Origin of the sequence: Streptomyces sp. RK9 (assembly GCF_045070545.1) — a bacterium.
GTDB lineage: Bacteria > Actinomycetota > Actinomycetes > Streptomycetales > Streptomycetaceae > Streptomyces > Streptomyces alboflavus.
In genome coordinates, this window is the sequence record NZ_CP173704.1 from 729,499 (window position 1) to 749,825 (window position 20,327).

General features: G+C 68.8%; 8 protein-coding genes, 3 rRNA genes and 1 pseudogene. 5 read left to right on the forward strand and 7 right to left on the reverse strand.

The features are described 5' to 3' along the window. The first annotated feature begins 1 nt into the window (after position 1). Entirely contained in the window at positions 2 to 1,288 is a 1,287-nt protein-coding gene (locus AB6L24_RS23370) for a sensor histidine kinase (protein ID WP_405658055.1), read from the forward strand. After that, the gene (locus AB6L24_RS23375) at positions 1,285 to 1,971 is read left to right on the forward strand and encodes a response regulator (protein ID WP_405658058.1); all 687 of its coding nucleotides are present in this window, start codon (positions 1,285 to 1,287) and stop codon (positions 1,969 to 1,971) included. The genes AB6L24_RS23370 and AB6L24_RS23375 overlap by 4 nt, the downstream gene beginning before the upstream one ends. Before the next feature lie 67 nt (positions 1,972 to 2,038). Here AB6L24_RS23375 and rrf read toward each other — a convergent pair. From rrf to AB6L24_RS23395, 4 genes are all read right to left on the reverse strand, one after another. After that, positions 2,039 to 2,155 (reverse strand): 5S ribosomal RNA (gene rrf / locus AB6L24_RS23380). Between the two features lie 89 nt (positions 2,156 to 2,244). Then, positions 2,245 to 5,367 (reverse strand): 23S ribosomal RNA (locus AB6L24_RS23385). Positions 5,368 to 5,679: 312 nt separating this feature from the next. Then, positions 5,680 to 7,205 (reverse strand): 16S ribosomal RNA (locus AB6L24_RS23390). The 16S, 23S and 5S rRNA genes sit together here, the layout of an rRNA operon. 697 nt (positions 7,206 to 7,902) lie before the next feature. After that, positions 7,903 to 8,451 carry a MarR family winged helix-turn-helix transcriptional regulator gene (locus AB6L24_RS23395; protein ID WP_030362703.1) on the reverse strand — a complete coding sequence of 183 codons (549 nt, stop codon included), beginning with the start codon at positions 8,449 to 8,451 and terminating at the stop codon, positions 7,903 to 7,905. A gap of 115 nt (positions 8,452 to 8,566) precedes the next feature. Between AB6L24_RS23395 and AB6L24_RS23400 the strand changes: the two genes are divergently transcribed. Continuing rightward, positions 8,567 to 9,841 carry an MFS transporter gene (locus tag AB6L24_RS23400; RefSeq protein WP_405658061.1) on the forward strand — a complete coding sequence of 425 codons (1,275 nt, stop codon included), beginning with the start codon at positions 8,567 to 8,569 and terminating at the stop codon, positions 9,839 to 9,841. A 48-nt stretch (positions 9,842 to 9,889) separates the two neighbouring features. Here the strand turns inward: AB6L24_RS23400 and AB6L24_RS23405 are convergent, their stop codons facing one another. After that, a complete protein-coding gene (locus tag AB6L24_RS23405; protein ID WP_405658064.1) occupies positions 9,890 to 11,560 on the reverse strand; it encodes a SpoIIE family protein phosphatase in 1,671 nt (556 codons plus the stop codon). A gap of 251 nt (positions 11,561 to 11,811) precedes the next feature. Next, positions 11,812 to 13,170: an NAD(P)/FAD-dependent oxidoreductase gene (locus tag AB6L24_RS23410; protein WP_405658067.1), complete on the reverse strand. Its 1,359-nt coding sequence runs from the start codon at positions 13,168 to 13,170 to the stop codon at positions 11,812 to 11,814. Positions 13,171 to 13,542: 372 nt separating this feature from the next. On the opposite strand from AB6L24_RS23410, the gene AB6L24_RS23415 reads away from it, so the two are divergent. Further along, the gene (locus tag AB6L24_RS23415) at positions 13,543 to 14,352 is read left to right on the forward strand and encodes a TetR/AcrR family transcriptional regulator (protein WP_405658070.1); all 810 of its coding nucleotides are present in this window, start codon (positions 13,543 to 13,545) and stop codon (positions 14,350 to 14,352) included. Between the two features lie 220 nt (positions 14,353 to 14,572). Continuing rightward, positions 14,573 to 16,650, forward strand: a pseudogene (locus tag AB6L24_RS23420) (sigma-70 family RNA polymerase sigma factor). Positions 16,651 to 16,808: 158 nt separating this feature from the next. On the opposite strand, the gene AB6L24_RS23425 reads toward AB6L24_RS23420, so the two are convergent. After that, positions 16,809 to 20,219, reverse strand: a complete 3,411-nt coding sequence (locus tag AB6L24_RS23425) for an AfsR/SARP family transcriptional regulator (RefSeq protein ID WP_405658073.1) — start codon at positions 20,217 to 20,219, stop codon at positions 16,809 to 16,811. Between the last annotated feature and the right edge of the window lie 108 nt (positions 20,220 to 20,327).

Consider the following 20,327-nt stretch of genomic DNA (forward strand, 5'->3'; position numbering starts at 1 on the left):
CATGTACGAGATCCAGTACGTGTACGAGGATGAGCCGGTGACCCAAGACGTGGACCAGCACCCGCTCACCCGGCACGTGCAGCGGCTGACACAGCGGGCGCGCGCCTTCGACGGGCGCCGCCCGCTGGTCTGGGACCTGCTCGTGACGGGGTTCTTCGTCGTGGCGGCCGGCATCGACTACTGGGGCGGCGGCTGGCGCAACATCGCGCACAACACGGACCTCCCCAGCTGGCTCGTCGCCGCCCTGACCCTCGGCATGTCGCTGCCGCTGCTGTCGCGCCGCACCCGTCCGATGGCGGTCCTCGCCGTCATGGTGGGGTTCGGCATGGTCAACAGCGCGTCCGGCGCGATGCTCCAGATCGCCCTGGTCCAGCTCATCGTCCTGTTCAACATCGCGCTGCGGCTGCCCCTGAAGACGCTGGGGTGGGCGGGGGTGCTGATGCTGGCGCCCCTGGTGGTGGGCACGGTGCGCTATCCGAAGGGCAGTTGGGACCAGCAGATCGTCCCGCAGGTGTGGGCGTACACCCTGGTCGCGCTCCTCGGCATCGCGGTGCGCTCCCGGCAGGACCACACCCGCGCCCTGGTCGAGCGCGCCCGCCAGCTGGAGGTGGAGCGCGACCAGCAGGCGCGGCTCGCCGCGGCCGCCGAACGCACCCGCATCGCCCGCGAGATGCACGACATCATCGGCCACAACCTGTCCGTCATCACCGGCCTCGCCGACGGCGGCAAGTACGCGGCCTCGAAGTCCCCCGAGCGCGCCGCGCAGGCCCTGGACGCCATCGGCTCCACGAGCCGTCAGGCCCTCGCGGAGCTGCGCCGCCTCCTGGACGTCCTGCGCGACGAGGCCCCGGTGACCGCCGAGTTGGCCCCGCAGCCCGCCCTCACCGACCTGGACCGCCTCATCGAAGGCGTCCGCTCGGCGGGCCTGCCGGTCCGCAGCACCTTCCACGGCCGCGCCGACTCCCTTCCGCAGGGCCAGCAACTCACCGTGTACCGCGTGGTGCAGGAGGCCCTGACGAACACGATGAAGCACGCGGGTGCGGGGGCGACGGCGACAGTCGACGTCTCGTACGCGGCGGACGGTGTGTCGGTGTCGGTCACGGACAACGGGCAGGGCGGTGCGCCGTCGGACGGCGGCCGCGGCCTGACCGGCATGCGGGAACGAACCGCCTTGTACGCGGGCACGCTTGAGGCCGGCCCGCGCCCGCACCCGGAGCGGGGCTGGCAGGTCCGGCTCCATCTCCCGCGCGCTTCCGCTCCCCTCCCACTTAAGGAATCCGCTCAGTGACGACCGTCCTCATAGTCGACGACCAGCCTTTGCAGCGTTTCGGCTTCCGCATGCTCCTGGAGAGCCAGGACGACATGACGGTGGTCGGGGAGGGCGGCCATGGCGCGGACGCGGTCCGCATGACGTCCGGCCTGCGTCCGGATGTGGTCCTGATGGATGTGCGCATGCCGGACATGGACGGTATCGAGGCGACGCGTCGCATCGTCGCGTCCGGGTCGAGCACTCGGGTCCTGATCCTGACGACGTTCGACCTGGACGAGTACGCGTATGCGGGGCTGCGGGCGGGGGCGTCGGGGTTCCTCATCAAGGACGCCCTGCCGGAGGAGCTGCTTTCGGGGATACGTGCGGTGGCTACGGGCGACGCGGTGGTGGCGCCTCGCCTGACGCGCCGCCTCCTGGACACGTTCGCGCACCAGCTGCCGTCAGGGACGGGCGACGAGGGCGATCCCACTTCCGCCGATCCGGCGAAGCATCCGCTCCTGTCGTCCTTGACGGACCGCGAGCTGCAGATCCTCACGGTGATCGGCCAAGGCTGGACGAACACGGAGATCGCGGGCCGGCTGCATCTCGCGGAGTCGACGGTGAAGACGCATGTGGGCCGGATCCTGGCGAAGACGGGCGCACGGGACCGGGTGCAGGCGGTGATTCTGGCGTACGACACGAAGCTGGTGCGGCCGTCGTAGGACGGGAAACGTCCCTAAACGCAGAAAACCCCCGTGCCGAATGGCACGGGGGCTTTCTCTACAATTAGTTCGGCGGCGTCCTACTCTCCCACAGGGTCCCCCCTGCAGTACCATCGGCGCTGTAAGGCTTAGCTTCCGGGTTCGGAATGTAACCGGGCGTTTCCCTCACGCTATGACCACCGAAACACTATGAAACTGTCAACCGCACCATGCCGTGACCATGGCATGGGGTTGTTCGTGGTTTCAGAACCAACACAGTGGACGCGAGCAACTGAGGACAAGCCCTCGGCCTATTAGTACCAGTCAACTCCACCCCTTACAGGGCTTCCATATCTGGCCTATCAACCCAGTCGTCTACTGGGAGCCTTAACCCCTCAAAGGGGGTGGGAGTCCTCATCTCGAAGCAGGCTTCCCGCTTAGATGCTTTCAGCGGTTATCCTTTCCGAACGTAGCCAACCAGCCATGCCCTTGGCAGGACAACTGGCACACCAGAGGTTCGTCCGTCCCGGTCCTCTCGTACTAGGGACAGCCCTTCTCAAGACTCCTACGCGCACAGCGGATAGGGACCGAACTGTCTCACGACGTTCTAAACCCAGCTCGCGTACCGCTTTAATGGGCGAACAGCCCAACCCTTGGGACCGACTCCAGCCCCAGGATGCGACGAGCCGACATCGAGGTGCCAAACCATCCCGTCGATATGGACTCTTGGGGAAGATCAGCCTGTTATCCCCGGGGTACCTTTTATCCGTTGAGCGACGGCGCTTCCACAAGCCACCGCCGGATCACTAGTCCCGACTTTCGTCCCTGCTCGACCCGTCAGTCTCACAGTCAAGCTCCCTTGTGCACTTACACTCAACACCTGATTACCAACCAGGCTGAGGGAACCTTTGGGCGCCTCCGTTACCCTTTGGGAGGCAACCGCCCCAGTTAAACTACCCATCAGACACTGTCCCTGATCCGGATCACGGACCCAGGTTAGACATCCAGCACGACCAGAGTGGTATTTCAACGACGACTCCACGAACACTGGCGTGCCCGCTTCACAGTCTCCCACCTATCCTACACAAGCCGAACCGAACACCAATATCAAACTGTAGTAAAGGTCCCGGGGTCTTTCCGTCCTGCTGCGCGAAACGAGCATCTTTACTCGTAGTGCAATTTCACCGGGCCTATGGTTGAGACAGTCGAGAAGTCGTTACGCCATTCGTGCAGGTCGGAACTTACCCGACAAGGAATTTCGCTACCTTAGGATGGTTATAGTTACCACCGCCGTTTACTGGCGCTTAAGTTCTCAGCTTCGCCACCCCGAAGAGTGACTAACCGGTCCCCTTAACGTTCCAGCACCGGGCAGGCGTCAGTCCGTATACATCGCCTTACGGCTTCGCACGGACCTGTGTTTTTAGTAAACAGTCGCTTCTCGCTGGTCTCTGCGGCCACCCCCAGCTCAGACCGTAAAGATCATCACCAGGTGTGGCCCCCCTTCTCCCGAAGTTACGGGGGCATTTTGCCGAGTTCCTTAACCATAGTTCACCCGAACGCCTCGGTATTCTCTACCTGACCACCTGAGTCGGTTTAGGGTACGGGCCGCCATGAAACTCGCTAGAGGCTTTTCTCGACAGCATAGGATCATCCACTTCACCACAATCGGCTCGGCATCAGGTCTCACCCTCATGAACGACGGATTTGCCTATCGTTCGGGCTACACCCTTACCCCGGGACAACCACCGCCCGGGCTGGACTACCTTCCTGCGTCACCCCATCACTCACCTACTACCAGATCGGGCCGGCGGCTCCACCACTCCCCTCAACTCCGAAGAGATCAGGGCGGCTTCACGGCCTTAGCATCACTGGATTCGATGTTTGACGCTTCACAGCGGGTACCGGAATATCAACCGGTTATCCATCGACTACGCCTGTCGGCCTCGCCTTAGGTCCCGACTTACCCTGGGCAGATCAGCTTGACCCAGGAACCCTTAGTCAATCGGCGCACACGTTTCTCACGTATGTATCGCTACTCATGCCTGCATTCTCACTCGTGAACCGTCCACCACTGCCTTCCGGCGCAGCTTCACCCGGCACACGACGCTCCCCTACCCATCCCAGCCGCCGTTGGGCGTATATGCTGGAATGACACGACTTCGGCGGTACGCTTGAGCCCCGCTACATTGTCGGCGCGGAATCACTAGACCAGTGAGCTATTACGCACTCTTTCAAGGGTGGCTGCTTCTAAGCCAACCTCCTGGTTGTCTCTGCGACTCCACATCCTTTCCCACTTAGCGTACGCTTAGGGGCCTTAGTCGATGCTCTGGGCTGTTTCCCTCTCGACCATGGAGCTTATCCCCCACAGTCTCACTGCCGCGCTCTCACTTACCGGCATTCGGAGTTTGGCTAAGGTCAGTAACCCGGTAGGGCCCATCGCCTATCCAGTGCTCTACCTCCGGCAAGAAACACACGACGCTGCACCTAAATGCATTTCGGGGAGAACCAGCTATCACGGAGTTTGATTGGCCTTTCACCCCTAACCACAGGTCATCCCCCAGGTTTTCAACCCTGGTGGGTTCGGCCCTCCACGAAGTCTTACCTCCGCTTCAGCCTGCCCATGGCTAGATCACTCCGCTTCGGGTCTTGAGCGCGCTACTAAAACGCCCTATTCGGACTCGCTTTCGCTACGGCTTCCCCACACGGGTTAACCTCGCAACACACCGCAAACTCGCAGGCTCATTCTTCAAAAGGCACGCAGTCACGACTACACAGCAAGCTGCATAGCGACGCTCCCACGGCTTGTAGGCACACGGTTTCAGGTACTATTTCACTCCGCTCCCGCGGTACTTTTCACCATTCCCTCACGGTACTATCCGCTATCGGTCACCAGGGAATATTTAGGCTTAACGGGTGGTCCCGCCAGATTCACACGGGATTTCTCGGGCCCCGTGCTACTTGGGTGTCTCACAAGCAAGCCGCTGACGTTTCGACTACGGGGGTCTTACCCTCTACGCCGGACCTTTCGCATGTCCTTCGCCTACATCAACGGTTTCTGACTCGCCGACCGGCCGGCAGACCGGTCAAGTGAGATCCCACAACCCCGTATACGCAACCCCTGCCGGGTCTCACACGCATACGGTTTGGCCTCATCCAGTTTCGCTCGCCACTACTCCCGGAATCACGGTTGTTTTCTCTTCCTGCGGGTACTGAGATGTTTCACTTCCCCGCGTTCCCTCCACACTGCCTATGTGTTCAGCAGCGGGTGACAGCCCATGACGACTGCCGGGTTTCCCCATTCGGAAACCCCCGGATCAAAGCCTGGTTGACGACTCCCCGGGGACTATCGTGGCCTCCCACGTCCTTCATCGGTTCCTGGTGCCAAGGCATCCACCGTGCGCCCTTAAAAACTTGGCCACAGATGCTCGCGTCCACTGTGCAGTTCTCAAACAACGACCAACCACCCATCACCCCAGACCAGTACGGCCTGAGTGCACCGGGGTCGGCATTGAGGTCAGGAACAAGTCCGTACCCTCAGATACCCAACAGCGTGCCCGACCCGGTCCCGTCCGGAGATCATGCTTTCCACGCTCCGAGGAGCAGTACTTACAGCCTCCGACCCGTGAACCAGGCCGAGTAGTCAACGTTCCACCCATGAGCAACCAGCATCAGACGTTCGCTGATGTACTGGCCTCTGACCGAGCGAACTCGGTAAGAAGTGCTCCTTAGAAAGGAGGTGATCCAGCCGCACCTTCCGGTACGGCTACCTTGTTACGACTTCGTCCCAATCGCCAGTCCCACCTTCGACAGCTCCCTCCCACAAGGGGTTGGGCCACCGGCTTCGGGTGTTACCGACTTTCGTGACGTGACGGGCGGTGTGTACAAGGCCCGGGAACGTATTCACCGCAGCAATGCTGATCTGCGATTACTAGCGACTCCGACTTCATGGGGTCGAGTTGCAGACCCCAATCCGAACTGAGACCGGCTTTTTGAGATTCGCTCCACCTCGCGGTATCGCAGCTCATTGTACCGGCCATTGTAGCACGTGTGCAGCCCAAGACATAAGGGGCATGATGACTTGACGTCGTCCCCACCTTCCTCCGAGTTGACCCCGGCGGTCTCCCGTGAGTCCCCAACACCCCGAAGGGCTTGCTGGCAACACGGGACAAGGGTTGCGCTCGTTGCGGGACTTAACCCAACATCTCACGACACGAGCTGACGACAGCCATGCACCACCTGTACACCGACCACAAGGGGGCGACCATCTCTGGCCGTTTCCGGTGTATGTCAAGCCTTGGTAAGGTTCTTCGCGTTGCGTCGAATTAAGCCACATGCTCCGCCGCTTGTGCGGGCCCCCGTCAATTCCTTTGAGTTTTAGCCTTGCGGCCGTACTCCCCAGGCGGGGCACTTAATGCGTTAGCTGCGGCACGGACAACGTGGAATGTTGCCCACACCTAGTGCCCACCGTTTACGGCGTGGACTACCAGGGTATCTAATCCTGTTCGCTCCCCACGCTTTCGCTCCTCAGCGTCAGTATCGGCCCAGAGATCCGCCTTCGCCACCGGTGTTCCTCCTGATATCTGCGCATTTCACCGCTACACCAGGAATTCCGATCTCCCCTACCGAACTCTAGCCTGCCCGTATCGACTGCAGACCCGGGGTTAAGCCCCGGGCTTTCACAACCGACGTGACAAGCCGCCTACGAGCTCTTTACGCCCAATAATTCCGGACAACGCTTGCGCCCTACGTATTACCGCGGCTGCTGGCACGTAGTTAGCCGGCGCTTCTTCTGCAGGTACCGTCACTTTCGCTTCTTCCCTGCTGAAAGAGGTTTACAACCCGAAGGCCGTCATCCCTCACGCGGCGTCGCTGCATCAGGCTTTCGCCCATTGTGCAATATTCCCCACTGCTGCCTCCCGTAGGAGTCTGGGCCGTGTCTCAGTCCCAGTGTGGCCGGTCGCCCTCTCAGGCCGGCTACCCGTCGTCGCCTTGGTGAGCCACTACCTCACCAACAAGCTGATAGGCCGCGGGCTCATCCTGCACCGCCGGAGCTTTCAACCCCCTCCCATGCGAGAGGGGGTGTTATCCGGTATTAGACCCCGTTTCCAGGGCTTGTCCCAGAGTGCAGGGCAGATTGCCCACGTGTTACTCACCCGTTCGCCACTAATCCACCCCGAAGGGCTTCATCGTTCGACTTGCATGTGTTAAGCACGCCGCCAGCGTTCGTCCTGAGCCAGGATCAAACTCTCCGTGAATGTTTCCGGGTAATCCCGGTGACACACACGAGAGCGGAACCAGGAGAGGAATAATCCCCCGGTTCACAGCGTCCTCGCTGTGCGCCTACCCCAAGGGGCAGGACTTTTTCAAAGGAACCTCAACTCACCGGAGTGAGTCGGGGTATCAACATATCTGGCGTTGACTTTTGGCACGCTGTTGAGTTCTCAAGGAACGGACGCTTCCTTTGTACTCACCCTCTCGGGCTTTCCTCCGGGCGCTTCCCTTCGGTGTTTCTTTTGTTCTTGCGTTTCCGACTTTATCAGATCTTTCCGGCTTCCCGTTCCGATCCGATTTCCTCGGCGCTTTCCGGCCTTTCGGCCTTCCGGCGGTGTTGACTCTATCAGATCCTTTCGGGCCTGATTCCCAGTCAACCGGGTTTGCCTTCCCGGCCGTTGGGCCGTTCCGACGTCTCAAACTTTAGCGGATTCTCCCGGCAGTTCCTAATCGGGCCGTTTCCGGTCGCGACAAGATCAGGGAAATGAATTCGGGCGTGCCGAAATCATCCCCGGGGGAGATCGTGCAGGTGGTTTGAGTGGCCGCGTGAGCGGCGGGAGTTGCTGTCGCAGAACCGTTACGGCTCGGCGGCAACCCGAAGAACCTTACGGATCGGGCAGGCGACTGTCAACCCTCGCCGGTCGGAGGCTCGACACCCCTCTGTAGAGAGGGAGCCGAGAGTCAGTCGAGGTCGGTGAGGCGGCCGCCCGCGTCCGGCTGGGCGTGCTCTACCCGGCGCAGGAGTCGCGTGAGGACCTCGCCGAGGACGCCGCGCTCCACGGGGGTGAGGTCCTGGAGGAGGTCGTCCTCGAAGACCGTGGCGAGGCGCATCGCCTCCAGCCACTTCTCCCTGCCCTCCGCGGTCAGCTCGACGATGACGCGCACCCGGTTGTTCTCGTCGCGCTCGCGCGTGACGAGACCTTCGCTGACCATGCGGTCGATCCGGTGGGTCATCGCGGCGGGCGTGAGGCCGAGGCGCTTGGCGAGGTCGCCGGGTCCCATTTGATACGGGGCACCGGACAGGACCAGGGCCTTGAGGACCTCCCACTCGGCGTTGCTGATGCCGAGCGTCGCGGTCTGGCGGCCGTAGGCGACGTTCATGCGGCGGTTGAGGCGGCCGAGGGCCGAGACGATCTTCTCGACCTGGGGGTCGAGGCCCTGGAACTCCCGCTGGTAGGCGGCGATCTGCTCTTCGAGTGTCGGCTCTGTGGGGCCGGGGGTATCGCCCATGGCCGCAGTATGGCACGGGCCCGCTTGCCGTCGAAGTCCTTCGATGTGTATTGTTTAGATCCTAACTTTAGCTTCGAAGTCTTCAGTCCTAAGGCAGGTGAAAGTGAACAAGGCGATGGGCGCTGCGATGGGCCGGATCCACGTGGGCAACGCGCTGAGTGCGTTCGGTCTGGGTTTTACCGTCCCCTTCTTGTACGTGTACGTGGCGCAGGTCCGGGACCTGGGCGCGGTGACCGCGGGCCTCGTGCTCGCCGCGTTCGCCGTGGCCGCGCTGATCGTGCTGCCCTTCTCGGGCCGCGCGATCGACCGGCGCGGGCCCCTGCCCGTGCTCGTCGTCGCCCTGTCCACCGCCGCCGTCGGCGCGCTCAGCCTGGGCCTGTCCTCCAGCGCGCCGTTCGTGCTGCTCTCGGCCGGTGCGCTCGGCGCCGGTCAGGCCGTGATGCAGCCGGCGCTCGCCACGATGATCGTGGAGTGCTCCACGCCGGGCACCCGCTCGCGCGCCTTCGCCACCCAGTTCTTCCTGCAGAACCTGGGCCTCGGCATCGGCGGCCTCATCGGCGGCCAGATCGTGAAGCACGAGCGGCCCAGTGACTTCACGCTGCTCTTCGCCATCGAGACCGTGATCTTCCTGGTGCTCATCGGCATCATGCTGACGGCCCGGATACCCCGCTCGGCGCGCATCGCCGACGCCACGCCCCAGGCCGGCGGCACCATCAGGGACGTATTCCGCAACCGCGTGATGCTGCAGCTGTGCGTCCTCGGCTTCGTGCTGTTCTTCGCCTGCTACGGCCAGTTCGAGTCGGGCCTCTCGGCGTACGGCGTCGAGGCCGCGGGGATATCCCCGTCCACGCTCGGCATCGCCCTGGCCGCCAACACCGGCGCCATCGTGATCGCGCAGTTCGCGGTGCTGCGGTTCGTCGAGCGCCGCAAGCGCTCGCAGGTGATCGCCGCCGTCGGCCTCATCTGGGCCGTGGCCTGGATAGCCGCCGGGTACGCAGGGCTCGGGCACGGCAGCCAGGCCATGGCGACCGCCGCGTTCATCTCGACGTACGCGCTCTTCGGGATCGGCGAGACGATGCTCGCGCCGACCGTCGCGCCGCTGGTCGCCGACCTCGCGCCGGAGTCCATGGTCGGGCGGTACAACTCCGCCTTCGCCCTGGTCAAGCAGCTCGCGCTCGCGGTCGGTCCGGCCGTGGGCGGGCCCATGGGCGCCACGCTGCACGCTCCGTACATCGTGACGTTCCTGCTCTTCTCGCTCGGCATCACGGTGCTCGGGCTGCGCCTCGGCCGACACCTCAGCCCGGCGCAGAACCACCCGCACCTGCAGAAGAGCCGCGTGGTGGCGCAGGGCGCGCCGGACGCCCCGGAGACCGTGACCGCGCACTCCTAGGAGTGGGGGCCGCGGAACCGCTAGGAGTGGGGTCCGCGGAACCGCCGGCTACGCGCGCGGGAGCGCGAACTCGCACCAGACCGCCTTGCCTCCCCCGGGCGTGCGCCGTGAGCCCCAGTTCGAGGCGATCGTGGCGACGATGGCGATGCCCCGGCCCGCCTCGTCGGCGGGCTCGGCGCGGCGGCGGCGCGGCAGGTGGTCGTCGCCGTCGGTGACCTCGATGATCAGGCGGCGGTCGGTGCGGCGCAGCCGAAGCCGCATCGGCGGGGTGCCGTGCTGCAAGGAGTTGGCGACGAGCTCGCTGGCCGCGAGGACGCCCAGGTCGTGCAGCTCGGGCGGGAAGCGCCAGCTGGCGAGGACGCCGGTGGCGAAGGCCCGCGCGCGGGGCGCGGCCTCCACACCGCCGAGGAGCTCCAGGGCGGCGTTGCGGAACAGGTCCGCGTGCACACCCGTGCGGGCGGGCTGCTGCAGGACGAGGACCGCGACGTCGTCGTCGTGATCGGCGGTCACGCCCAGGGCACGGATCAGGCGGTCGCACACCACCTGGGGCGTGCCGGTCGCCCCGGCCAGGGCGCGCTCCAGGGCGGCGACGCCCTCGTCGATGTCCTCGCTCCGGCGCTCGACCAGGCCGTCGGTGTAGAGCACGGCCGTGGAGCCGGGGCCGAGCGGCAGGGAGCCGGAGGCGTGCAGCCAGCCGCCGGTGCCCAGCGGCGGGCCCGTGGGCTCGTCCGCGCGGTGGATCGTGCCGTTCTCGTCGCGCACGAGGATCGGCAGATGGCCCGCCGAGGCGTACGCGAGGCTGCCCTCGTTCGGGTCGTGCACCGCGTACACGCACGTCGCGATCTGGCTGGCGTCGATCTCCGACGCGAGGCCGTCGAGGAGCTGAAGGACCTCGTGCGGCGGCAGGTCGAGGCGGGCGTACGCGCGCACGGCGGTGCGCAGCTGGCCCATGACGGCCGCCGCGCGCACCCCGCGGCCCATGACGTCGCCGATGACCAGGGCGGTGCGGCCGCCGCCGAGGGTGATCACGTCGTACCAGTCGCCGCCGACCGCCGCGTCCGTTCCGCCCGGTTGGTACGTGGCGGCGATGCGCAGGTCGTCGGGCTGCTCCAACTCCTGGGGCAGCAGTGAGCGTTGCAGCGTCACGGCCGTCTCGCGCTGGGTGCGCTCGCTGGCGCGCAGGCGTTCGGCGGCCTCGGCGTGGTCGGTGACGTCGGCGGCGAAGACGAGCACACCGCCGGAGCCGTCGCCCGCGGAGCCGCCGAGCGACAGCGACACCGGCGTGCACGTGAAGGTGTAGGACCGGCCGCCGGGCGCCTTGCGGGACTTGACCGTGCGCGGCTTGGCGCTGCGCAGGACCTGGTCCAGGAGCGGAAGCAGGCCGACCTCGTCCAGCTCGGGCAGCGCCTCGCGCGCGGGGGCGCCCACGGGGCGGGCGCCGAACGCCGTGGTGTACGCGTCGTTGACGTACGCGATGCGGTGGTCCGCGCCGTGCACGAGGGCGACGAGGGCCGGGATGCGGTCGAGGACCTCACGGGCCGGGAGTTCGTCGACCCCGGCGGGCGTGTCCGCGAAGCTCCGCGTGTCCGCGAGGCGCTCGGCCCGGGCCGCGGGGACGGAGCTCTCGCCCAGCTGTGCCGGGGAACCGCCGGCTTTGGTGCGCGCCGCTGCGCGGCGCTGTGTTCCGGGGAGCCGGGCGCTCCAGCGCGTGAAGTTCACTGCGGTAGGCCTCGTGGTGTCGCTTCTGGATCGGGCGGGGGTGAGCGGCCGGGGGTCCGGCCGGTGGCGCGGCGGCTGTCGGCGCCGCCTCCCGGGAAGACACAGCATGGCGTGGAGCGGACGATTTCTCTTGGGTGTGCCCGTCGTGGGTGTGCCCGCCCATCATGGTCACACGTCCAGTCTGGCCGACGGGACTGACATCCGTCAGACGCCGGACCCGCCCGGGGAGTTCCTGTCGGAGGTCTCGGGAGTCATCGGGACTCCTTCGGGCGCTCGCCCCCGGCTGCGAGTTCGAACTCCGCACGCGGGTGCTCGAGCGACCCCAGGGAGACGATCTCGCGTTTGAACAGGCCGGACAGGATCCATTCGGCGAGCACACGGGACTTGCGGTTGAGGGTGGGCACCCGGCTGAGGTGGTAGACGCGGTGCATGAACCAGGCAGGGTAGCCCTTCAGCTTGCGTCCGTAGACGTGTGCGACGCCTTTGTGCAGCCCCAGGGACGCCACCGAGCCGACGTACTTGTGCGCGTACTCGTGGAGGGGCTGCTCGCGCACGCTCGCGGCGATGTTGTCGCCGAGGACCTTGGCCTGGCGCACGGCGTGCTGGGCGTTGGGCGCGCACTCCTTGCCGGGCTCGTCGGCGGTGACGTCGGGGACGGCGGCGGCGTCGCCCGCGCCCCACGCGTGCGGCGCGCCGTCGACGGCCAGCTCGGCGGTGCACTTCAGGCGGCCGCGTTCGTTCAGGGGCAGGTCGGTGGCGGCGAGCAGGGGGTGCGGTTTGACGCCGGCGGTCCACACGACGGTGCGGGTGGGGAAGCGCGCGCCGTCGTCGAGCACGGCGACGCGGTCCTCGCAGGACTCCAGGCGGGTCTCCAGGCGTACGTCGATGTTGCGTTTGCGCAGCTGGCTGACCGCGTACTTGCCCATCTCCGCGCCGACCTCGGGCAGGATCCGCCCGGACGCCTCGACGAGGATCCACTTCATGTCCTCGGCCTTGACGTTGTGGTAGTACCGCGCGGCGTAGCGGGCCATGTCCTCCAGCTCGCCGAGTGCCTCCACGCCCGCGTACCCGCCGCCCACGAAGACGAAGGTCAGGGCGGCGTCGCGGACGGCTGGGTCGCGGGTGGAGGAGGCGATGTCCATCTGCTCGATGACGTGGTTGCGCAGCCCGATGGCCTCCTCGACGGTCTTGAAGCCGATGCCGTAGTCGGCGAGGCCGGGGACCGGCAGGGTCCGGGAGATCGATCCGGGCGCGAGGACCAGTTCGTCGTACGTGATGTCGAGGGGTCCCGCGCCCTCCTCCACGGTGGCGAGCGTGGTGAACGACGCGGTGCGCTTGGCGTGGTCGACGGAGCGCACCTCGCCGACGACCACCCGGCATTTGTCGAGAACACGGCGCAGCGGTACGACGACATGGCGCGGTGAGATCGAACCGGCTGCCGCCTCGGGCAGGAACGGCTGATACGTCATATAAGGATCCGGCGAGATCACGACGATCTCCACCGCGCCCCGCTTGAGCTCCGGCTTCAGTTTCCGCTGGAGGTGCAGCGCGGTGTACATCCCGACGTAGCCACCACCGACAACGAGAATGCGCACAGGTTCCGTCACCATCCCATGACGCACCCGCACTTCGTGTTTGTCCACAGGCTCGACAATTTGTATGACAGGAAGTCGCCGTCGGCGCCGCGCCGCCCGGCTGCCGAGGCTGATGGAATGTGCGCAGGTCAGAGGGTGCTGACCGGGTGGCGCCGCGGGGGGCAATCGGGTGGGAAACGGTGCGTACTCCGATCGGGGGGCTCTCTGTGCGGAACCCACCTCTTCTGAATTGACTCTGGCTCAACTATGTTCGTGTGACGTCGGGGTGTCGGGGGATGCGCTCGTCGGGTCCGGTTTGCCGGACTCGTGGAGGAGCTTCGCCCGCACGCCGGTCATCGATGGCGGGGAGTGTCTCCGGGGGGAGACGTCATTACCGGGGGAACGTATATGCACATTCAGGACTCTCACTGGACTTCCGCGACCGCGTCGGCAGCTGCCGTCGCCACCAGCGGAAACGGCCGCGATCTGGCAGACGGAGCGCGTTCGACACCGCTGCGCGTGGACGCGCAGCGGAATCTCGAACACGTGCTGCGCGCGGCGCGTGAGGTATTCGGAGAGCTGGGGTACGGCGCACCGATGGAGGACGTGGCTCGCCGCGCCCGCGTCGGTGTGGGCACGGTCTATCGCCGCTTCCCCAGCAAGGACGTACTGGTGCGACGGATAGCCGAGGAGGAGACCTCCCGGCTGACGGAACAGGCCCGGGCGGCGCTCGGCCAGGAGGACGAGCCGTGGTCGGCGCTCTCGCGCTTCCTGCGGACGTCGGTGGCGTCGGGCGCGGGGCGGCTGCTGCCGCCGCAGGTGCTGCGGGTGCAGACGGACGCCGAGGGCGCCGAGGCCACCGCGGGTGCGACGGGAGCGGCGAGCCTCGCCGGGACGGTCGGCTCGGCGGAGGCCCGGGTGCCGCAGCAGCGGCAGGTGACGTCGCTGTCCGCGCCCGATCTGCGGCTCGTGGAGCAGCGGCCGGCGCCGGTGGTGGAGAGCGACGACGCCGGAGCGGCGGCGCTGCTCGAGGTCGTCGGCCGGCTCGTGGAGCGGGCGCGGGCGGCCGGTGAGCTGCGCGCGGACGTGACCGTGTCGGACGTGCTGCTCGTGATAGCCACGGCGGCGCCCTCGCTGCCGGACGCCGCGCAGCAGGCGGCGGCCTCGTCGCGGCTGCTCGACATCCTGCTCGAGGGGCTTCGGTCCCGGCCCGCATAGCCGTTCACGTGGGACATTCGGGCCCCGACGGGCTCTGAACGCTCAACTCCCGTACTTTTCACGGGAGTTGAGCATTCCCCGAATGAGTGAACGCTAGTGCTCCATTGCGGGAACGCGCCCCGGACGGGTGGTTGCTCGTCTTCGCTATTCGATGGAGCGCGACCGTGTGGCACTCTTGCCCGGTGTTCGGGTCCGAGTGTGCATGCGGAGGCTTTCCGCGATGAGTGTTGACGGGCGGGACGAGCCCACCCCCGGTGGGGGTGAGTCGAGCGGGCTTCCTCCCCGGCAGGTGCCGAACCAAGGCGGTCCCGGTGGCAGTGGTGGGACCGCGGGCTCCGGCGCCGCGGGTGATCCGGCGGGCGGTTCGACAGGCGGTGGCTCCGGCGGGTCCGGGGCGGCCGGGCCCGACCCCAGTGTGCCGACGCAGCGGGAGCGCGGGTCGGAGGCTGCGGGAGCAGGTCCCGCGGCCGGTGGTCCCACCGGTCCTGCCGGTGGCTCCGCGGGCGGTTCCGCCGGGGGCACGGAGTCCGTGCTGCCCCCTCCCCGCATCGGTCCCGACGTCCCGCCGTCCGACGCCGACCTCATCGAGCGCATGCGCGCGGGCGACGACTCCGCCTACGCCGAGCTGTACCGCAGACATGCCGAATCGGTACGCCGCTACGCCCGCACCTGCTGCCGCGACGCCCACACCGCCGACGACCTCACCGCCGAGGTGTTCGCCCGGATGCTGGGAGCCGTGCGCTCCGGGTCCGGCCCCGAGCACGCGGTGCGCGCCTATCTCCTGACCACGGTGCGGCGCGTCGCGGCCGGGTGGACGAAGTCCGCGAAACGGGAGCAACTGGTCGACGACTTCGCGGTCTTCGCCGCGCAGGCCGCCCGGGGCTCCGAAGTCTCCGACGACGACACGCTGGACCTCGGCGCGGACGTGCGCGCCATGCACGAGGCCGAGCAGTCCCTGGCCATGCAGGCGTTCCGCAGCCTGCCCGAGCGCTGGCAGGCCGTCCTGTGGCACACGGAGGTCGAGGAAGAGTCCCCGAGCGAGGTCGCCACCCTCTTCGGCCTGGACGCCAACGGCACCCGTGTGCTCGCGAGCCGGGCCCGCGAAGGCCTCAAGCAGGCCTACCTCCAGGCCCATGTGAGCGCCACGCGCACCGAGAGCGAGGAGTGCGCGCGCTACGCCGACCGGCTCGGCGCCTACGCCCGCGGCGGCCTGCGCACCCGTGCCGAGCGCGGACTGCGCAAGCATCTGGAGGAGTGCGCGGACTGCCGGGTCGCCGCCGGGCAGATCAAGGAAGTCGCGAGCAGCATCCCCGCCGTCGTGCCGATCGCCGTCATCGGCTGGTTCGGTGCCGCCGGGTACGCGAAGGTCGCCGCCCTCGTCGGCGGCGGCGTCGCGGGCGCGGGTGCGGCGGGGGCCGCCGGGGCCGCGGCGGGCGGGGCCGGCTCGGCCGGGGCCGGGGCGCGGCCGCGTCCGAGGGGCTCGGCGCGCCCGCGAAGGCCGGGATCGCGGCGGGTGTCGTGGTCGCGGCCGGGGTCGCCGTGGCGATCGCGCTCGCCGGTGACCCCAAGCCCAAGGAGGACCCGCCGAAGGCGAAGGCGCCGGTCTCCGCGCCCGTCGTACCGCGCGATCCGCCGCCCCCCAAGCCCGCGCCCAAGCCGGAGCCCCCCGCTCCGAAGCCCAAGCCGCCGCCCCCGCCGAAGCCGACGCCGAAACCCACCCCCAAGCCGACACCGAAGCCGACCCCGAAACCGAAGCCGCCCCCGGAGAAGCCCAAGCCCAAGCCGCCCCCGCCGCCGAAGCCGACGCCCACACCGCCCAAGCCGACGCCGAAGCCGCCGCCCCCGCCACCACCGCCGCCCGCACCGCGGGTGTTCCAGTGGAACCAGCTGGAGTACGGCCTCAACGGCGACGGCACCAAGCCCGAGATGCGGCTCGGCGAGAGCAGTTGGGTGTGGCAGCGCTGGGGCATGTCCATCGCCGACAAGCGCTACGGCCACGGCGTCACCGTCCACGGCCGCTCCTCGGTCACCATCGACCTGAACCGCACGTGCTCCGCCTACGAGGCGCTCGTCGGCGTGGACGACATGACGATGGGCCTCGGCAAGGTGCGCTTCTCCGTGTACGGCGACGGGGTGCCGCTGTGGCGCTCACCGATGATCAAGGGCGGCGACGCGGCCGTGCCCGTGCGGGTCGGCCTGACCGGGCGCAAGACGATCCGCCTGGTCGTCGAGCCCCACACACCGTTCTCGTCGACGGCCCTGGCGGACTGGGCGCAGTCACGGCTGTCCTGCATCTGAGCCGACGGCAGCAGCTGGCTGGCTGAGGGGGCGCTCGCACCCGAGGTGCCGGACGGCGGTGCGGTCAGTGCGGTCAGTGCGGTCAGTGCGGCGACGCGGTCGGTGAGCCGACAGCGGGGTGCGCAGTGGGCGAGCCGACAGCGGAGCGACGGCTCGGGTCAGTCGGAGGTGGCCGCCAGGTTCTCCTGCGCCTCCGTCATCGTCATCTCGCGGCCCGCGGTGCTCTCCCGCTCGTAGGCCGCGTCCCCCAGCGCCGCGCGGGCCGACGCGGCCGCGCGCTCGGCCTCGACCCGGTCCGGCATGGGGCGTTCGTACCCGCCGCGCCAGTGGGCGGCGAAGGCCAGAAGGCGGGCCGCGCGGGTGTGGTCGCCGGCCTGGGACCTGAGCACGGCGGCGGCGTCCACGAGGCCCGCGACGACCATCTCCGAGCAGCGGCTGCGCAGGGCCTCCGGCAGCACATCGGCGAGGACGGCGAGCCCGGCGCGGGGACCGGACTCGGCCGCCCTGATCCTGGCGTCCACACCGCCGAGGCCCGCGGCGAACTGGGGCGGCAGCGTGCCGCGCTCGGACGCGTCACGGGACTCCTCCCACAGGGCGCGGGCCCGCGTCACGTCGCCGGCGTGCAGCGCCATCTCGGCGCTCATGAGGCGGACGAAGGCACGGGAGTCCATGACCCCGTACTGATCACCGGCGGTGTTGGCCTCCTCCAGGCCCTTCGCGGCGAGGTCGGGGTCGCCCGAGCGGTAGGCGATCTCCGCGAGGCGGGCGAGCAGGAAGGGGGCCTCGGCGTGCGCGCCGACCTCGTAGGCGAGCCGCAGCGCCTCGTCGTACTCCTGCCGGGCGTCCTCAAGGCGGCTGCGGGCCATCGCCGCCTCGCCCGCAGCGCTGCACACCTGCGCGCGCAGCCACCGGTCGCCCACCCGTCTGCTCAGCTCACGCAGCTCCGCCAGGTCGACGTCGACACCGTCCAGGTTGCCCTGCCGGTCGACGCTCGTGTGCACCCGGAACATCAGCGTGATCGCGACCTCCCAGTCGCCGCCGAAGCGGCGGCAGTTGGCGACCGCCATGTCCAGATACCGCAGGACGTCCGCGCCCCAGCCGAGGGAGTCGCCGAAGTAGAGCGTGAAGGGCCACACCAGGCCGGGGAACCGGCCGCTCTCGGGCACCGGTCGCGTGAAGACCTCCCGCACCCGCCGGATGTAGTCCGGCTCCAGGCCGCCGTCGAGCATCTCCGAAGGCCTCGACTCCACCGTCAGGAACAGGTGCAGCATGCGCAGGCTCATGCGGGGCCAGAACGCCGGGGCGTCCTCGTCCGCGAGGTCCGCGTCCAGGCCCGCGGCGCCCGCGGTGAGGGACGAGACGCCCGCCCCGGACGGGTCGACGGTGCCCGGCGGCAGTGTCAGGGCCAGGGCGCGGCCGACCCACTCGGCGCCCTCCGTGCGGTAGTTCCGCAGCCACCAGAACCAGCCGAGGCCCAGGACGAGAGCCGTGGCCAGCTCCTCGTCGCGGGACTCCACCGAGCGGTGCAGGGCCGCGCGGATGTTGTCCAGCTCGGTCCCCAGGCGGTGGATCCACGGCAGTTGACCGGCGGAGCGGAGCTGCGGCTCGGCGGTGTCGATCAGCGCGCGGACGTACGCGCTGTGCCGCCGCTCGGCCTCGGCGCGCAGCTCGGGGGTCTCGGCGGCGCGCTCCGTCGCGTACTCGTGGATCGTCTCCAGGAGGCGATAGCGCATCCCCGGGCGGGCGCCGTCGGCTCGTCCGCCCTCGCCCGCCGCGTCGTACGCGTCCGCGACGACCAGGGACTTGTCGACGAGCGCGCCGACGAGGTCCGCGGCCGATCCGGAGCAGACCGCCTCGGCGGCCTCCAGGTCCCAGCCGCCGGCGAAGACGGACACCTCGCGCAGGACCGTGCGCTCGGCGGCGTCGAGCAGGTCCCAGGACCAGTCGACGACCGCCCGCAGGGTCTGCTGGCGGGGCAGGACCGTGCGGGCGCCGCTCGTGAGCAGGCGGAAGCGGTCGTCGAGCCGGTCGGCGATCTGGCGGGGCGTGAGCAGCCGCAGGCGGGCGGCGGCCAGCTCGATCGCCAGCGGCAGGCCGTCGAGGCGGCGGCAGATCTCCGCCACCGCGTCCGCGTCCCCGGCGGCGTCGAAGCCGGGGCGCACGGCCTCCGCCCGCTCGGCGAACAGGCGGTGCGCCGGGTCGGGCGGGAGCGGCTCGACCGGGCGCACGCACTCGCCCGGCACACCCAGGGGTTCGCGGCTGGTCGCGACGATGGTGAGCCCCGGGCAGCGGGTGAGCAGGGTCTCCGCCAACTCGGCGGCGGCGCCGATCACATGCTCGCAGTTGTCAAGGATCAGGAGCAGGCTGCGCGGGGCGCAGTACTCGACGAGCAGGGCGAGCGGGTCGCCCTGCGGGATCGTCAGCTCACTGGTCATCAGCACGGTCTCGCGCAGGCCGAGCGCGCTGACGACCGCCCCGGGCACCGCCTCCGGCCGGTCGAGCGGGGCCAGCTCGGCCAGCCACGCGCTCGGATGCCCGGCGGCGGCTTCCTCGGCGAGGCGGGTCTTCCCGGAGCCGCCCGGTCCCGTGAGCGTGACCAGACGTGCCCTCTGCATGTCCGAACGGATGGCCCCGAGCTCCGGTTCCCGCCCCACGAAGGAAGTCAGCCGGGGCCGGAGATTTCCCTGACGTTCGGTGGGGGGACGAGGAGTTGAGGGGGGTGTGGTGCCGGTGGGGTGCTTGCTGTCCGTGGGACGCGTCGGCCGGGGAGCGGCTTCGTTCGACGCGTCGGCCCGCGCCTCGCCCTGCGCCTCCCGCGCCTCCCCCGGCTGCGACGGCTTTGACGGCTTCGACGGCTCGGCCAGCAACTGTGCGTGCAGGGCGCGCAGTTCCGGGCCCGGGTCCGTGCCGAGGCCCTCGGCGAGGGTCCGGCGGGCGTCCTCGTACGCGGCGAGGGCGTCGGCGCCGCGGCCCGCGTCGCGCAGGGCGCGGATGAGGAGGGCGCGCAGGGCCTCGTCGTACGGCTGGTCGGCGGTCAGCGCCTTCAGCTCCGGTACGACGTCCGGGGCGTGGCCGAGCAGCAGGTCCGCCTCGACCCGGGCGCGGGTGGCCTCCTGGCGGCGGGCCTCCGGGCGGGTGGCCGCCGTGCGGTCGGGGAGGTCGGCGAGGGCCGGGCCGTGCCACAGGGCGAGGGCCTCGCGCAGGACGCGGGCGGCTGTCGCCGGGTCGTCGCGGGCCAGGGCGGTGGTGCCCTCGCGGGTCAGGCGCTCGAAGCGGTGCAGGTCGACTGCGTCGGGCGGGGTGATGAGGCGGTAGCCGCCGGGGCCGGAGGCGATGGCGTCGTGGCCGAGGGCCCTGCGGAGGCGGCCCACGAGGGCCTGGAGGGCGGCGGGGGCGTCCGCCGGTGGGGTGTCCGCCCAGATGTCGTCGATGAGGGTCTCGACGGGGGTCGTGCGGTCGGCCCTCAGGGCCAGGGCCGCGAGCAGCGAGCGCAGGCGTGCGCCCCCTACGGGCAGGGGTGCCCCTTGGTCGTCGTGCGCCTGCGTGGCGCCCAGGATCTGGTACCGCACTTGGTCATTGTGGACGGTGGGGGCGACTGCGTCGCGGAAATTGCTGGCGGGGGCGCCTTCGGGGGTGGGGTTCGCCGGGGGCGGCGGGGGTTGGGGGGCGCTTCCTTT

Bases quoted from the DNA above. Each gene is read 5' to 3' on its own strand.
- AB6L24_RS23370 (WP_405658055.1), top strand. From the start codon at position 2: ATGTACGAGATCCAGTACGTGTACGAGGATGAGCCGGTGACCCAAGAC.
- AB6L24_RS23395 (WP_030362703.1), bottom strand. From the start codon at position 8,451: ATGGGCGATACCCCCGGCCCCACAGAGCCGACACTCGAAGAGCAGATC.
- AB6L24_RS23400 (WP_405658061.1), top strand. From the start codon at position 8,567: ATGGGCGCTGCGATGGGCCGGATCCACGTGGGCAACGCGCTGAGTGCG.
- AB6L24_RS23410 (WP_405658067.1), bottom strand. From the start codon at position 13,170: ATGGTGACGGAACCTGTGCGCATTCTCGTTGTCGGTGGTGGCTACGTC.
- AB6L24_RS23415 (WP_405658070.1), top strand. From the start codon at position 13,543: ATGCACATTCAGGACTCTCACTGGACTTCCGCGACCGCGTCGGCAGCT.